The sequence below is a fragment of the Streptomyces sp. NPDC059009 genome (assembly GCF_042740175.1).
GTDB lineage: Bacteria > Actinomycetota > Actinomycetes > Streptomycetales > Streptomycetaceae > Streptomyces.
This window is the reverse complement of sequence record NZ_JBHYJB010000022.1, coordinates 42,409-57,061: the sequence shown is the minus strand read 5'-3', so window position 1 is coordinate 57,061 and position 14,653 is coordinate 42,409. Positions and strand designations below refer to the sequence as shown.

Here is a 14,653-nt window from a genome sequence, read left to right as displayed (position 1 = left end):
CATGGCCATTCTCCTCCTGCACTAGACGGCGCCGGCGGCAGCCGTGCGCGGCACCGCCCTCCGTGACCCTCACCCGCCGTCCTTCCACTGCCCAGGAGTCTGTCCCGTGATCACCGCCTCCGGTATCGAGCTGCGCGCCGGCGCCCGCATCCTCATCGAGAACGCGAGCTTCCGTATCGCCAAGGGCGACCGCATCGGCCTCGTCGGCCGCAATGGAGCGGGCAAGACCACGCTCACCAAGTGCCTCGCCGGTGAGGGCATCCCGGCCGGAGGCACCATCTCCCGCTCCGGCGAGGTCGGTTACCTCCCGCAGGACCCGCGCACCGGCGACCTGGACGTCCTCGCCCGCGACCGCATCCTGTCCGCGCGCGGACTCGACGTGCTGATCCGCAAGATGCGCGAGAACGAACAGCGCATCGCGAACGGCTCGGGCGCCACCCGCGAGAAGGCGCTCAAGCAGTACGAGCGCCAGGAGACCGAGTTCCTCACCAAGGGCGGGTACGCGGCCGAGGCGGAGGCCGCCACCATCGCCGCCGCGCTCAACCTCCCCGACCGGGTGCTCGGCCAGCCCCTGCACACCCTCTCCGGCGGTCAGCGCCGCCGCATCGAGCTGGCCCGCATCCTCTTCTCGGACGCGGACACGCTCCTCCTGGACGAGCCGACGAACCACCTCGACGCCGACTCGATCATCTGGCTGCGCGACTACCTGAAGACGTACCGCGGCGGCTTCATCGTGATCTCCCACGACGTCGACCTGGTCGAGACGGTCGTGAACAAGGTCTTCTACCTGGACGCCAACCGCTCCGCGATCGACGTCTACAACATGGGCTGGAAGCTCTACCAGCAGCAGCGCGAGTCCGACGAGAAGCGCCGCAAGCGCGAGCGCCAGAACGCGGAGAAGAAGGCCGCCGCCCTGCACTCGCAGGCCGACAAGATGCGCGCCAAGGCCACCAAGACCGTCGCCGCCCAGAACATGGCCAAGCGCGCCGACAAGCTCCTCGCGGGCCTGGAGGAGGTGCGCCAGAGCGACAAGGTCGCCAAGCTGCGCTTCCCCGAGCCCTCGCCCTGCGGCAAGACGCCGCTCATGGCCGAGGGCCTGTCGAAGTCGTACGGCTCCCTGGAGATCTTCACGGACGTCGACCTGGCCATCGACAAGGGCTCGCGCGTCGTCATCCTCGGCCTCAACGGCGCGGGCAAGACCACGCTCCTGAGGCTCCTCGGCGGCGCCGAGAAGCCCGACACCGGCCAGGTCATCGAGGGCCACGGCCTCAAGCTCGGCTACTACGCACAGGAGCACGAGACCCTCGACCCGGAGCGCACGGTCCTGGAGAACATGCGCTCCGCCGCCCCCGACCTCGACCTCGTCGAGGTCCGCAAGACCCTCGGCTCCTTCCTCTTCTCCGGCGACGACGTGGACAAGCCCGCGGGAGTGCTCTCCGGCGGCGAGAAGACCCGGCTCGCGCTCGCGACCCTGGTCGTCTCCTCGGCCAACGTCCTGCTCCTGGACGAGCCCACGAACAACCTCGACCCGGCCAGCCGCGAGGAGATCCTCGGCGCCCTGCGCACCTACAAGGGCGCGGTCGTCCTCGTCACCCACGACGAGGGCGCGGTGGAGGCGCTGCAGCCGGAGCGGATCATTCTGCTGCCCGACGGCGTCGAGGACCTGTGGGGCGCGGACTACGCGGACCTCGTCGCCCTCGCTTGATCGAACCATTGATCCACTGCGTATGGATCATTCGGCCGAGCCGTGATCCTTCATCTGTGTGAGGTCTCCTCGTACCGCGGTGTGGTGTACACGGATTTTCCCGTCCCACCGGGCACAGGGCTGCCTTCGCGACCGCCGCCGCGCTGACCTGCCGGTTCTGCGCGCTACCCGAACGGCCGTATCGGCCGGGGATCGCGGAATCGTTCATTCCGATCGTGCGGGCGCCTTCTGGCGCGGGAAACCCGGTCTCACGGACCTTGCCGAATGGGTGGCCAGGAAGCCCGGGAGGGGTGATCATGAGAAGTCCAGAGCGCACTTCCCATGAGGAGGCACGGGTGGCCGAGACTCTGAAGAAGGGCAGCCGGGTAACCGGCGCCGCGCGCGACAAGCTCGCGGCAGACCTGAAGAAGAAGTACGACGGCGGTGCGAGCATCCGGGCGTTGGCCGAGGAGACCGGCCGCAGCTATGGCTTTGTGCACCGGATGCTCAGCGAGTCGGGAGTCACGCTGCGGGGACGCGGCGGGGCGACGCGGGGCAAGAAGGCCGCTTCCAGCTGACGGTGGTCCGATGGTGGCCACCCGGTCGATCAGCCGGTCGACCGGGTGGTTACTGTGCAGTCACTTACGGGCGCTGACGCGTCCGGCCCGACCGCACACCATCGGAGGCCACCCATGGCTGTACTCGACAAGGACGGCGTACGCCTCACCATCGACGAGGCCGTCGCCACGGTGACGCTGACCAATCCGGCCAAGCGGAACGCCCAATCTCCCGCGCTGTGGAGGGCGTTGGCCGAGGCGGGACAGCTGTTGCCGGGCAGCGTCCGGGTCGTGGTGCTGCGTGGTGAGGGCAAGTCCTTCTCCGCCGGACTCGACCGGCAGGCGTTCACGCCCGAAGGTTTCGACGGCGAGCCGTCCTTCATCGACCTGGCACGCGGCGACGACGGCGTCCTGGACGCCACGATCGCCGAGTACCAGGCGGCGTTCACCTGGTGGCGGCGCGGCGACATTGTGTCCATCGCCGCCGTCCAGGGCCATGCGATCGGTGCGGGTTTCCAGCTGGCCCTCGCGTGTGATCTGCGGATCGTCGCGGACGACGCGCAGTTCGCCATGCGCGAGACCAGCCTGGGCCTGGTGCCCGACCTCACCGGCACACATCCGCTGGTGAACCTGGTCGGCTACGCCCGCGCCCTGGAGATCTGCGCCACGGGCCGCTTCGTGCACGCCGACGAGGCCGAGCGAGTGGGCCTCGCCAACCTCGTCGTGCCCGGCGGCCAACTCGACGGCGCCGCACGGGACTTGGCGGCGGCGCTCCTTGCCGCGCCCCGGGACGCCGTCATCGAGACGAAGGTGCTGCTGCAGGGTGCGGCGGGCCGTTCGGCCGAGGAGCAGCGCACCGCTGAGCGGGCCGCTCAGGGGCGCCGGCTGCGCGACCTGGCCGGTATCGGGGACTAGGACCTGTCCGGCGGATCAGGCCCTAGCCGCCCTCGCTCGGGGTTCCTCGACCGGGGGTCGTCCTTCGGGCGGCGGTCCGTCGTGGCTGGTCGCGCCCGCGCGGCGGGGCCGCACCTGTCAGAGTCCCGCGCCCCTTCAGGGTGCTTCGGTGGCCGTGACGATCACGGCCACCGACGGGCGGTCCGGCAGGGCGTCGGCGACCTGGTGCCGGATCGCGAGCGCCACGTCCAGCGCGCGGTGGGCCCGGTCCACCGCGACCTCCACCCGCACGTGCCGCGCGGCCAGCGCGCCGGGCGTCGCGCGCTCCTCCACGTGCACCGCCCGGCCGAGCCCGCCGAGCATCCCGGTCAGGCGCGTCACGCCCGGCACGGCGAGCGCGGCCCGCCCCGCCCGGTCCTCGTCGCCCTCGAGGTCCGGCGCCTCCCCTTCCTTCTCGGCTTCTCGTACGCCGGTGGGGTCCTCGCCCTCGTAGGCATCAGCGGGCTCTTCCGCGTCGAGCAGCCCCGTCACCCGCAGGTCGACTTCGGCCACGTCGAGCCCGAGCCCGTCGGCGGCCGCCGTTGCCAGCGTCGAGCGGAGGCGATCCGCCGCCGTCGGGAGCGGCTCGCTCGCCACCGCCGAGAAGTCCGCGGTGATCCGCAGCGCCCCCACCGGCAGCGCGCTCGGCGGCGCGGGCACCGCCGGGCTCTCGCCGCCCTCCGGGTCGAGGGGGCCGATACGGAGCGTGCCGAGGCGCACGCCGCCGAGCCGCTGCGCCGCTTGGCGCAGCACCCCGTCCGCCGCGGACTCCGCGATCCAGGCGCCGTCCCCGGAGCCGCCAAGGGGCAGCAGCCGCCCCAGACCGAGCTGTTCGCGTACCGCCTGGGCCCATCGGTCAGCCGTCATTGCTCCAGCCTGCCGCATCCCCGGCGCGCTTGCGCCCGGCCGCGCTTAGTGTGGGGCGAAGGAGCAGAATCCGCAGATCCCCCTCCGAAAGGGACGACAGGCGATGACCGACACCGGACAGAAGAGCCTGACGACTGAGCAGGAGTCGCGGAACGAGGCCGCGGTCAAGGCCGCGTCCGCCACCCGGCGCGGCGGCGGCGACCCGGCCACCCGGGGGCGCACCACCATCGCGGACGGCGTCGTCGAGAAGATCGCCGGGCTCGCCGCCCGTGATGTGGTCGGCGTGCACGCCATGGGCGGCGGCTTCGCCCGGACCTTCGGGGCCGTGCGGGACCGGGTGCCGGGCGGGTCGAAGTCCTCGGTGTCGCGGGGCGTGAAGGCCGAGGTCGGCGAGGTCCAGACGGCGCTCGACCTGGAGGTCGTCGTCGAGTACGGCGTGTCGATCGCCGATGTCGCGCGCGCGGTGCGAGAGAACGTCATCGCGGCCGTCGAGCGCATGACCGGGCTCGAGGTCGTCGAGGTCAACATCGCGGTGAGCGATGTGAAGCTGCCGGACGAGGAAGACGACGAGCCTCAGGGCCGGCTCCAGTAGGACCGTTTCCGTACGGGACCCCGGCACCCCCGGGGTCCCGCCCAGTACGGTCGCGTACTCGCTGAGCAGCGAAGGAGCGCACGATGAGCATGGCCGTGATCGGCATGGTGGCCGGGATGGCCCTCGGCTTCGCCGGGTACTTCGGCGGGTTCGGGGCCTTCCTCCTGGTGGCGGCGCTCGGCGCCATCGGCTTCGTCGCGGGCCGGTTCCTGGAGGGGGACCTGGAGCCCGGCGACTTCTTCCGCACCCGCGGCGACGACCGGCGGCGGTGACGGGTGCAGCCCCAGGTCGCACCGGGAGAGCGCGGCGCGACCCGGATCGCCGACCGGGTCGTCGCGAAGATCGCCGCGCACGCGGCACGCGAGGCCCTGGACGCGGTGCCCGAGGGCGGCTCCGCGCCGCACGCCACGGTCACCGTGCACCATGACGCCGCCCGCGTCCGGATCAGTCTCGAACTCGACTACCCCTCCGACATCGGCGCCCAGTGCGGCTCCGTGCGTCGCCAAGTCGCCCAGCGGGTAAAGGCGTTGGCGGGGATGGAGGTGCCCGAGGTGGCCGTCCAGGTGGAGCGGCTGCACTCGGCACATGTGCGTGGCGCGGCACAGGGGAGGACACGATGAGCGACCCCGAGGGCACCTTGGGCGGGAACGGGAACACCCAGCCCGTACCGGTCCTGGAGAAGGCGGGCGGGCCCGACCCCGACCCGGCCGACCAGTCGCTGTCCGCGGCCGCCTACAAGGCGCCGCCCACGCTGGCCGAGGAGGGCAGGGCCGAGCGCTTCTGGTCGCAGCGGCGTGCCCCCGCGGTCCTGCTCGCCCTGGCGATCCTGGGCGGGGCCGGGCTGCTGCTGTACGACGTCGTGGCGGTGCGGGCCGGACACCCCGCCATGCACTGGCGCCGCGCCCTCGCCCGTGAGCTCGCCGAACGGCCCCTCGACGGCGCCCCGGTGCTCGCCGGGGCCGCCGTCGCCGCCCTCCTCGGGGTGTGGCTGATCGTCCTCGCCGCGACGCCCGGGCTGCGCGCCGTGCTCCCGATGCGGCGCACCCACGCCGACGTGCGGGCGGGGCTGCACCGGGCCGCGGCCGCGATGGTCCTGCGGGACCGGGCCATGGACGTCTCGGGCGTGCAGTCCGTACGGGTCCGCATGACCCGCTCCAAGGTCGACGTCCGCGCCTACGCGCACTTCCGTGAACTCGACGACGTACGGGCCGACTTGGACACCACGCTCGCCGACGGCATCCGGGACCTCGGCCTGACCCGGGGGCCCGCGCTCTCGGTGCGGGTCGCCCGCCCGGGCAGAAGGGGCTGAGCCATGCTGAGCACGGTCAACCGGGTGGTGCTCGGCCTCGTCGGGCTCGCCCTCCTGGTGGTCGGCGGCTCGGTGCTCGCCATCGGCCTCGGCCTGAAGCCGCCCTCCTGGTGGGTCCACGACGGGCGGCACGACGTGCTGCTCAGCGATGCCGACCGGGCCCGCTGGCGCGGCGACGGCTGGTGGTGGCCCACGGTCATCGCGGTGCTCGCGGTCTGTGTGCTGCTCGCCGTGTGGTGGCTCTCGGCCCAGCTGCGGCGCCGCCGCCTCGCGGAGGTCCTGGTGGAGACGGGCGACGGGGAGGGTGCGCTGCTGCGGGGGCGGGCCCTGGAGAACGTACTGACGGGGGAGGCCGAGGCCCTCGACGGGGTGGAGCGCGCCCAGGTCGCGCTCACCGGCCGGCGGAACGCGCCGCAGGCGCGGGTGGGGCTCGTCCTGGAGCCCCACGCCGCCCCCGGCGACGCGCTTCAACTGCTGTCCTCCCAGGCCCTGGAGCACGCCCGCGACTCGGCGGGCCTCGACCGGCTGCCCGCGACGGTCCGGCTCCGTGCGGTCAAGCACCGGGCGGAGCGGGTGAGTTGAGCGTTCCGTAAGGGCTCCGGAGGCCGGAGGCCGTGGGGCGTCAGAAGCCGTGCCGGAAGCCGCCGTCGACCGGCAGCATGATTCCCGTCAGGTACGAGGCCGCGGGCGACAGCAGGAACGCGGCCGTGCGGCCGAACTCCTCCGGCGTGCCGTAGCGTCGCAGCGGGATGCGGGACTCGTGGCCGGCGCGGGTCGCCTCCGGGTCGGCGGACAGGCCGTCGAGCTGGCGCACCCGGTCCGTGTCGATGCGGGCCGGGAGCAGCCCGAGCACGCGGATGCCGCGCGGGCCCAGCTCGTCGGCGAGGGACTTGGCGAAGCCGGCGAGACCGGGGCGCAGCCCGTTCGAGATGGTCAGGCCCGGGATCGGCTCGTGCACGGAACCGGACAGGACGAAGCCGATGACGCCGCCCTCGCCGAGCTCGGCGGCGGCGGTGCGGGCGAGGCGGACGGCGCCGAGGAAGACGGACTCGAAGGCCGTCTGCCACTGCTCGTCGGTGTTGTCGGCGGCGAAGCCGGGGGCGGGGCCGCCGACGCTGATCAGTACGCCGTCGAAGCCGCCGAAGTGCTCGCGGGCCGCGGCCACGAGGCGGCTCGCGACGGCCGGGTCCGCGTTGTCGGCGGCGACCCCGACCGCGTTCGGGCCGAGCTCCTCGGCGGCGGCGGTCACGGACTCCTCGCTGCGCCCGGTGATGACGACCTTCGCGCCGTCGGCGACCAGCTCGCGGGCGGCGGCGTTGCCGAGGCCGCGGGTGGCCCCGGTGACGACATAGACACGGTCCTTCAGTCCAAGATCCATGGCCCCATCCTGCCGCCTCGCCCCGGCCGCGTCACACCCCGGGCCGCATCACAGCCCGGCCCGCGTCACACCGCGGCGGGCGCCGCCTCGGGGGTCTCGCTCGCCGCGGCCTGGGCGCGGTCGCGGCGCTCGCGGCGGACCAGGACCACCCAGCCCGCCGGGACACCGGCCGCGAACAGCCACCACTGCACTGCGTACGCCATGTGCGGGCCGATGTCGCTGTGGTTGGGCTCGCCGATCAGCTCGGGGGAGTCCGCCTCGGGCGCGGTCTGCTCGATGTAGCCGCCGAGGACCTTCTTGCCGAGGGCCTGCGCCTGCTGGCCGCTGCTGATCAGCATGATCTGACGGTCCGGCAGCCCCTTGACGTTCTTGATGCCGCTCTCGGCGGAGGTCTCGTCGGCCATGAGGCGGCCGGTGACCGTGATCTCGCCCTTCGGCGGGGCGGGGACCTTCGGGAACGCGGTCTGCGGGCCGTTGGCCTCGACCCAGCCGCGGTTCACGAGCAGGACCTTGCCGTCCTTGAGGACGAAGGGGGTCAGGACGTGCGCGCCGACCTGGTCGTCGGAGTTGGTGCGGCGCCGCACCACGACCTCGTGCTTCGTGTCGAAGGTGCCGGTCGCGGTGACCCGGCGGTACAGCTGTGAGCGGGAGACGGCGTGGCCGGGCGAGGTGAGCTGCTCGGCCGGGACCGGCTCGGCCGCGAGCGCGTCGGAGATCAGCTTGTTCTGGGCGACGCGGTGCTCATGGCGGTGCAGCTGCCAGAAGCCCAGCTCGATCATCACGGGGATGAGTACGAGAGCGATGAGGGTGAGGATCACCCACTGCCGGGACAACAGGAAGCGGTACACGGCTCGACGGTACCCCCCGCGCGTGAAGCCCCCGACGGGAGGGTCCCGTCGGGGGCTTGGTCCGGACAGTTCGGGCAGTTCGGGCGGTCTTCGGCTCACACCTTGTCGACGATGCCCACCCGCCCCTCCGCGCGCGAGCAGTGCCCGCCGCAGTACCAGTGGCCCTCGACCTCGACGCCCTGGCCGATGATCCGGCAGCGGCAGTGCTCACAGATGGGCGCCATGCGGTGGATGGCGCAGGAGAAGCAGTCGAAGACGTGCACCGCGCCCTGCGCGTGCACCTCGAAGGACATGCCGTAGTCGTTTCCGCAGACCTCGCAACGTGCCATGCGCCACAGAGTGGGACGCCCGGCGCGCGCAAGCGAGCGGGCAGGCGGGAGCCCGCCCGACAATCACCCGTCTGAACGCCCGCGAGCCAGGGGGCGTCTCCTCCTAGCTCTTCTTCTCCGCCGGGGCCACGTCCTGGAGGAGCTGGCCGAAGGCCGCCTCGTCGATGACCGGGGTGCCGAAGCTGCGGGCCTTGGTGGTCTTGGAGGTGCCCGAGCCCGGGTCGTTCGTCACCAGGAGGCTGGTGAGCCGGGAGACGCTGGTGGCGATGTGCAGGCCCGCCTCCACCGCCCGGTCCTCCAGGAGCTCGCGGTCGACCGAGGTGTCCCCGGAGAACGCCACGCGCATGCCCTGCTTCAGGGGGCTGCCCGGCTCGTACCGGCCCGGGTTCGGATACGGGCACGGCGGGCGCTTGCGGGAGGGGCGCCAACTGCCCTGGCGGTACGAGGAGTACGCGGGGTTCCCGGCGCCGGGACCGGTGGGCTGGCGGACGATGCGGGGGCCCGAGTCCGACCACTCCGTGAGCGGACGGCACTCCAGGAGGGGCAGGCGGACGTTGCCCGCGGCGGCCGCGCGCAGGCTCGGCCGGAACGCCTCGGCGAGCACGCGCGCGTCGTCCAGGGCGTTGTGCGCGTGCCGCTGCTCCACTCCGAAGTGGGCGGCGAGGGACTCCAGCTTGTGGTTGGGCAGCGGCAGGCCGAGCTCCTTGGAGAGCGCGATCGTGCACAGGCGCTGGCGGACCGGGGCGGTGCGCTCCGCGCGCGCGTACTCCCGGGCGATCATCGACCAGTCGAAGACCGCGTTGTGCGCGACGAGGACGCGGCCGTCCAGGCGGGCGGCGAACTCCTCGGCGACGTCGCCGAACAGGGGCGCGTCCGTGAGCATCGCGGTCGTCAGGCCGTGGATCCAGACGGGGCCGGGGTCGCGCTGGGGGTTGACCAGGGTGTACCAGTGGTCCTCGATCTCGCCCTGGGCGTCGACTCGGTAGACGGCGGCCGACACTATCCGGTCGTCCCTGGCGAGGCCGGTGGTCTCCACGTCGACGACCGCGTACCCCGATGGGTACGCGGCCGGCCAGGGGGCTGCGGACGCTGCGGTCGTGCGGTCTTCGAGCATGGTCCATGAGGATACGGGCCGCGACCGACAGTCAGCTCCCCGGTCCGAGGAGTCCGGCCACAAGTGCGCGCACGGATGTCGTGAACAGCGCCTCCGGATCGACGGGGCGGGCCAGCGCGCGGGCGAGCTCCGGGTCGTGCTCGGCGGTCTCGGGTGTCCACAGCTCCTCCTCGCCGGGGCGCTGCACCGGGGCCCGTTCGCGGTTCCGCTCGACCAGGACGTGCCCGACGACGTGCACCTGGACGGCCCGTACGACGGCCGCGGCCCGGGCGCCGCGCAGGCCCGCCGCGTGCACCTCGTGCACCAGGACCTGCTGGGCGGGCAGGAACATCCGCTCGGTGAGGCCGCGTTCGTGGACCATCGCCACCAGGTGCGGATGGGTGCGCAGCTGGCGACGGAGGGCGCGGGCCACCGAGACGATGCGGCGGGCGGGGGTGGCGCCGGTGGCGCGGATCTCGCCGAGGTCGGCGACGGTGCGCAGGACGAGGGCGTCCAGGAGCGACTCGCGGTTGCCGACGTGCCAGTAGATCGAGGTCACGGCGGTGCCGAGCTCGGCGGCGAGCTTACGCATCGTCAGGGACTGCGGGCCGTGCTGCTTCACCAGGGCCGCGGCGGCCTCGAGGACCTCTTCGCGGGTCAGCGGCTGTCTGCCCATGGAACCCCCAAGTCCGTTGCGTGCACGGCTATTTACCCTTCGTCGAGTCAGGTGTAACTGTGTTACAGGCGCCAGCGCAAGACCCGAAGACCCCGCAAAGACCGGAAGACCCCGCAGGACCCAAGACCCCCGGAAAAGGCACGACCTACGAAGGGTGGTACGACATGGCACGCGTACGGTACGGGGCGCGGACCGAGGCGGAGATCGCCGCCGCGCGCACCGCGAGTTCGAAGCTTCCCGACATCTGGTCCACCGGCGTCGTCGCCGTCTGGGAGAGCGACCCGGACGCGGTGGCGGCCGTCCTGCCGCCGCCGCTCAAGCCCACCGCACGCCCCCTGGTGCGGGCCAACATCAGCAAGGTCGACCTGCCCGGCTACCCGCTGGGCGCGGGCTCGGTCGCCGTCGCCGCCGAGCACGGCGGCGTCGAGGGCTGGTATCCGCTCGTGATGCCGATGACCCATGAGCGGGCCCTGATCGGCGGCCGCGAGGTCTTCGGCGAGCCGAAGAAGCTCGGCGAGGTCGAGGTGGAGCGCGACGGGCTCGTGGTGCGGGCGGCGCTCGCCCGGCACGGCATCGCCTTCGTGGAGGTGCGCGGCGCCGTCAGCGGCCCGCTGCCGCTGCCCGAGCCCGCCCAGAAGACCGACTTCTACTTCAAGTTCCTGCCCGCGGTGGACGGTTCGGGCTTCGACGCGGACCCGGTCCTGGTGCACTGCGTGCGCAACGAGAAGGTCCGCAAGCTGGAGCGGATCACCGGCGACGTCGTCCTGCGCGAGTCCATGTACGACCCGATCGCCGACCTGCCCGTCCGTACCGTCGTCGAGATCACCATCGGCGAGAAGACCACCGACCAGAAGGGCAAGGTCGTCGAACGGGTCAGCGCCCAGGCGCTGTTGCCCTACGTCCACCAGCGCTACGACGACCCGCAGCAGATCCTCGACGGGCCGCCCGAGGGGAGCGTCTGATGCGGCTCGAGGCCGGACAGGTCGCCGTCGTCACCGGAGCGGCCGGCGGGATCGGGCTCGCCCTGGTGCGGCGGTTCGCGGCGGAGGGCATGAAGGTCGTGCTCGCGGACGTCGAGGAGAGCGCCCTGGAGAAGGCCGCCGCCGGGCTCCGCGAGGACGGGGCCGAGGTGCACGCGCGCGTGGTCGACGTCGGCGACCGGCAGCAGGTGCTGGATCTCGCCGACGCGGCGTACGAGAAGTTCGGCGCCGTGCACGTGCTGTGCAACAACGCGGGCGTCGGCTCGGGCGCCGAGGGCCGCATGTGGCAGCACGAACCCAACGACTGGAAGTGGGCGTTCGAGGTCAACGTGTGGGGCGTCTTCCACGGCATCCAGGCGTTCCTGCCCCGCATGATCGAGGGCGGTGAGCCGGGCCACGTCGTCAACACGTCCTCCGGCGACGGCGGCATCGCCCCGCTGCCCACCGCCTCCGTGTACGCGGTCACCAAGGCGGCTGTCGTGACGATGACCGAGTCCCTGTACGCGCACCTGAAGGCGGAGCACGCGCGCGTGGGCGCCTCCGTGCTGTTCCCCGGACCTCACATGCTGCGCACCGGGCTGTGGGAGTCGCACCGCAACCGGCCCGACCGGTACGCCAAGGAGCGGCCCCGCAAGACCCCGTACCGCAGCCTCGCGCAGTGGGAGTCGGCGATGAAGGAGGCGGGCCAGGAGGTCGAGTTCACGCCGGTCGAGGAGGTCGCGGACTTCGTGGCGGAGGGGATCACGAAGGACCGCTTCTGGCTGCTGCCCGCGAGCGAGCACAGCGACCGGCAGATCAAGGCCAGGTCGGCCTCGATGCTGGAGCGCAGGAACCCGGCGTACCTGGAGAGCTTCATTCTCGACTGAGGACTGAGGGACGTGTGATGGCTGAACAGAACGACCCCTACCTGATCATCTCCTCCGACTGCCACGCCGGGCTCCCCACCGAGGAGTACCGGCCCTACCTCGACCACCGCTTCCACCGCCAGTTCGACGAGTTCCTCGGCCAGGCGCAGGCCCGCCGCGAGGAGTCGACGCGCCTCGGCATCCGCAACGACGCCTTCGCCGAGAAGTGGTTCAACGACAACGAAGAGGGCCTGCGCGGCGGTTGGGACGCCGCACAGCGCGTCAAGGAGCTCGACGGCGACGGGGTGGCCGCCGAGGTCGTCTTCCCCGACGCGGACGCCGTCGACAGCCAGACCGCCGCGCCCTTCGGCGTGGGCCTCGGCCTCTCCGGCGACCAGGACCCCGAGCTGGGCATGGCGGGCGCGCAGGCGCACAACCGCTGGCTCGCCGAGTTCGTGTCCGAGCACCCCGAACGGCACTGCGGCGTCGCCCTGTTGCCCGTCACCGGCGAGATCGACCGGGTCGTCGCCGAGATACACCGGGCCAAGGAGTCCGGGCTCGGCGCCCTGATGATCCCCTCCATGTGGGTCGACAAGGCGCCCTACCACGACCGCCGTTACGACCCGGTGTGGGCCGCGGCCGCCGAGTGCGCCATGCCCCTGGTCACCCACTCCGGGGCGGCGCCGCGCCACGAGTACGGCGACCACCTCGGGATCTACGTCTCCGAAGTGACCTGGTGGCCCGCGCGGCCGCTGTGGTTCCTGCTCTGGTCCGGGGTCTTCGAGCGCCATCCGGGGCTCAAGTTCGGGGTGGCGGAGTCCGGTTGCTGGTGGCTGCCGAACCTCCTGTGGTTCATGGACCGGCTCTACCTGGGGGCGCACGGCGGCAAGAAGCTCTCGCCGTTCGCGGAGCTGAAGCGGGCCCCGCACGAGTACCTGGACCGGCAGGTCTTCGTCTGCGCCACCAACACCAAGCGCCGCGAGCTCGCCCAGCGCTACGAGATCGGCGTCGACAACATCCTCTGGGGCAGCGACTTCCCGCACCCCGAAGGCACCTGGCCCGACACGCGCGCGTGGCTGAAGAAGACCTTCCACGACATTCCGATCGCGGAGACCCGGCGCATGCTGGGCCTCGCCGCCGCCGAGGTCTTCGGCTTCGACACCGAGAAGCTGGCCCCGCTGGCCGCCCGCATCGGCCCGACCCCCGCCGAACTCGGCCAGGACGCGGACGCGTCGGGCCAGGCGGCCGTCGAGGCGTCCTGGGCCCGCTCGCGCGAGGTGGGCCGCCACTGGCTGACCGACCACGACTTCCCGACGCTAGGGGTGACCTCATGAGCGAGCGCTACACCGTGATCTCGGCCGACTGCCACGCGGGCGCCGATCTCCTCGACTACAAGCCCTACTTGGAGTCCCGGCACCACGACGCCTTCGACGCGTGGGCGGCCACCTACGTCAACCCGTACGAGGATCTCCTCGCCGACACGGCCGACAAGAACTGGAACTCGGAGCGCCGCCTCGCCGAGATGGAGGAGGACGGCATCGTCGCCGAGGTGGTGTTTCCCAACACCATCCCGCCGTTCTTCCCCTCGGCCTCCCTGATGGCGCCCGCGCCCACGCACGAGGAGTTCCAGCAGCGCTGGGCCGGGCTGCGCGCCCACAACCGCTGGCTCGCGGACTTCTGCGCGGCGGCGCCGGGGCGCAGGGCGGGCGTCTTCCAGATCCTCCTCAACGACGTCGAGGAGGCCGTCAAGGAGATCCACTGGGCCGCCGACGCGGGCCTCACCGGCGGTCTGCTGCTGCCCGGCACCCCGCCCGGCTCGGGACTGCCCGAGCTGTACTCGCAGACGTACGACCCGATCTGGACCGCCTGCGCCGAGCGCGGCGTGGTCGTCAACCACCACGCGGGCTCGGCCTCGCCGCCGCTCGGCGAGGAGCCCGCCGCGCGCGCGGTGTTCATGGTGGAGACGACCTGGTTCTCCCACCGCGCCCTGTGGCACCTCGTCTTCGGCGGGGCCTTCCGGCGCCACCCGGACCTCAAGCTCGTCCTGACCGAGCAGGGCTCCGGCTGGATCCCGGGGGTGCTCGACATGCTGGACTACTACCACGGGCGGCTGGTCGCGGCGGCGACGAAGGCGGACACCGCCGAGTCCAAGTTCGGCCAGGGGCTCGCCTCTTCGATGGGCAAGGGGCCCTCCGAGGTGTGGCGGGACAACTGCTTCGTCGGGGCGAGCTTCATGCGCCCGCACGAGGCGGCCCTGCGTGACCGCATCGGCCTCGACAAGGTCATGTGGGGCAGCGACTACCCGCACGACGAGGGCACCTTCCCGTACTCCCGCGAGGGCCTCCGCTTCGCCTACGCGGGCCTGCCCAAGGAGGAGGTCGCCGCCATGGTGGGCGGCAACGCGGCCCGCGTCTACGGCTTCGACCTGGACCGCCTCGACGCGCTGGCCGCCACGGTCGGCCCGACCGTGGCGGAGCTGTCCGAGCCGCTCAAGGAGCCGCCTGCCGACGCGACCAGCCCTGTGTTCGCGGCGGGAGGGTCGGTGCGCGTCTGGTGACGGCG

The 14,653-nt window shown here is 72.5% G+C and carries 18 protein-coding genes; 12 read left to right on the top strand and 6 right to left on the bottom strand.

From position 1 onward, the window contains the following. Positions 1-106 precede the first annotated feature (106 nt). The 3 genes from ACFWYM_RS22295 to ACFWYM_RS22285 all read left to right on the top strand — a co-directional run bounded on the left by ACFWYM_RS22295 (position 107) and on the right by ACFWYM_RS22285 (position 3,156). Positions 107-1,705: an ABC-F family ATP-binding cassette domain-containing protein gene (locus ACFWYM_RS22295; protein WP_384839780.1), complete on the top strand. Its 1,599-nt coding sequence runs from the start codon at positions 107-109 to the stop codon at positions 1,703-1,705. 335 nt (positions 1,706-2,040) lie between these two features. Next, positions 2,041-2,262, top strand: a complete 222-nt coding sequence (locus tag ACFWYM_RS22290; protein WP_016645426.1) for a helix-turn-helix domain-containing protein — start codon at positions 2,041-2,043, stop codon at positions 2,260-2,262. A gap of 114 nt (positions 2,263-2,376) precedes the next feature. Continuing rightward, positions 2,377-3,156 (top strand): enoyl-CoA hydratase/isomerase family protein, encoded by a 780-nt coding sequence (locus ACFWYM_RS22285; RefSeq protein WP_384839777.1) that lies wholly within the window; start codon positions 2,377-2,379, stop codon positions 3,154-3,156. A 135-nt stretch (positions 3,157-3,291) separates the two neighbouring features. Here ACFWYM_RS22285 and ACFWYM_RS22280 read toward each other — a convergent pair whose 3' ends face one another. Continuing rightward, positions 3,292-4,041, bottom strand: coding sequence for a nucleopolyhedrovirus P10 family protein (locus ACFWYM_RS22280; protein ID WP_384839774.1), 750 nt, complete (start codon positions 4,039-4,041; stop codon positions 3,292-3,294). A 103-nt stretch (positions 4,042-4,144) separates the two neighbouring features. On the opposite strand from ACFWYM_RS22280, the gene ACFWYM_RS22275 reads away from it, so the two are divergent. The 5 genes from ACFWYM_RS22275 (at position 4,145) to amaP (ending at position 6,524) form a co-directional block, all read left to right on the top strand. Then, a complete protein-coding gene (locus tag ACFWYM_RS22275; RefSeq protein ID WP_384839771.1) occupies positions 4,145-4,633 on the top strand; it encodes an Asp23/Gls24 family envelope stress response protein in 489 nt (162 codons plus the stop codon). A gap of 83 nt (positions 4,634-4,716) precedes the next feature. Further along, on the top strand, positions 4,717-4,905 hold the full coding sequence (locus ACFWYM_RS22270) for a hypothetical protein (RefSeq protein WP_363275329.1): 189 nt from the start codon (positions 4,717-4,719) through the stop codon (positions 4,903-4,905). 3 nt (positions 4,906-4,908) lie between these two features. Beyond that, entirely contained in the window at positions 4,909-5,253 is a 345-nt protein-coding gene (locus ACFWYM_RS22265; RefSeq protein ID WP_384839768.1) for an Asp23/Gls24 family envelope stress response protein, read from the top strand. Then, complete coding sequence (locus ACFWYM_RS22260) at positions 5,250-5,942, top strand: DUF6286 domain-containing protein (protein WP_384839765.1); 693 nt, start codon at positions 5,250-5,252, stop codon at positions 5,940-5,942. The genes ACFWYM_RS22265 and ACFWYM_RS22260 overlap by 4 nt, the downstream gene beginning before the upstream one ends. Positions 5,943-5,945: 3 nt before the next feature. Beyond that, positions 5,946-6,524: an alkaline shock response membrane anchor protein AmaP gene (gene amaP, locus ACFWYM_RS22255; RefSeq protein WP_384839762.1), complete on the top strand. Its 579-nt coding sequence runs from the start codon at positions 5,946-5,948 to the stop codon at positions 6,522-6,524. Positions 6,525-6,564: 40 nt separating this feature from the next. On the opposite strand, the gene ACFWYM_RS22250 is transcribed toward amaP, so the two are convergent. From ACFWYM_RS22250 to ACFWYM_RS22230, 5 genes are all read right to left on the bottom strand, one after another. Next, positions 6,565-7,320, bottom strand: coding sequence for an SDR family oxidoreductase (locus ACFWYM_RS22250; RefSeq protein WP_384839759.1), 756 nt, complete (start codon positions 7,318-7,320; stop codon positions 6,565-6,567). A 65-nt stretch (positions 7,321-7,385) separates the two neighbouring features. Further along, entirely contained in the window at positions 7,386-8,168 is a 783-nt protein-coding gene (locus ACFWYM_RS22245; protein ID WP_384839756.1) for an SURF1 family protein, read from the bottom strand. Positions 8,169-8,263: 95 nt separating this feature from the next. Continuing rightward, complete coding sequence (locus tag ACFWYM_RS22240; protein ID WP_384839753.1) at positions 8,264-8,497, bottom strand: hypothetical protein; 234 nt, start codon at positions 8,495-8,497, stop codon at positions 8,264-8,266. A gap of 103 nt (positions 8,498-8,600) precedes the next feature. Further along, positions 8,601-9,611 (bottom strand): DEDDh family exonuclease, encoded by a 1,011-nt coding sequence (locus ACFWYM_RS22235; protein WP_384839750.1) that lies wholly within the window; start codon positions 9,609-9,611, stop codon positions 8,601-8,603. 31 nt (positions 9,612-9,642) lie between these two features. Continuing rightward, positions 9,643-10,266: a TetR/AcrR family transcriptional regulator gene (locus tag ACFWYM_RS22230; protein WP_384839747.1), complete on the bottom strand. Its 624-nt coding sequence runs from the start codon at positions 10,264-10,266 to the stop codon at positions 9,643-9,645. Between the two features lie 164 nt (positions 10,267-10,430). Between ACFWYM_RS22230 and ACFWYM_RS22225 the strand changes: the two genes are divergently transcribed. The 4 genes from ACFWYM_RS22225 to ACFWYM_RS22210 are packed head-to-tail and all read left to right on the top strand — an operon-like array spanning position 10,431 to position 14,648. Beyond that, a complete protein-coding gene (locus ACFWYM_RS22225) occupies positions 10,431-11,228 on the top strand; it encodes an acetoacetate decarboxylase family protein (RefSeq protein ID WP_384839744.1) in 798 nt (265 codons plus the stop codon). Next, positions 11,228-12,112, top strand: coding sequence for an SDR family NAD(P)-dependent oxidoreductase (locus ACFWYM_RS22220; protein ID WP_384839741.1), 885 nt, complete (start codon positions 11,228-11,230; stop codon positions 12,110-12,112). Before ACFWYM_RS22225 ends, ACFWYM_RS22220 begins: the two co-directional genes overlap by 1 nt. Positions 12,113-12,129: 17 nt before the next feature. Beyond that, positions 12,130-13,425 (top strand): amidohydrolase family protein, encoded by a 1,296-nt coding sequence (locus ACFWYM_RS22215; protein ID WP_384839738.1) that lies wholly within the window; start codon positions 12,130-12,132, stop codon positions 13,423-13,425. Further along, positions 13,422-14,648 (top strand): amidohydrolase family protein, encoded by a 1,227-nt coding sequence (locus ACFWYM_RS22210; RefSeq protein WP_384839735.1) that lies wholly within the window; start codon positions 13,422-13,424, stop codon positions 14,646-14,648. Before ACFWYM_RS22215 ends, ACFWYM_RS22210 begins: the two co-directional genes overlap by 4 nt. Positions 14,649-14,653: the final 5 nt, after the last annotated feature.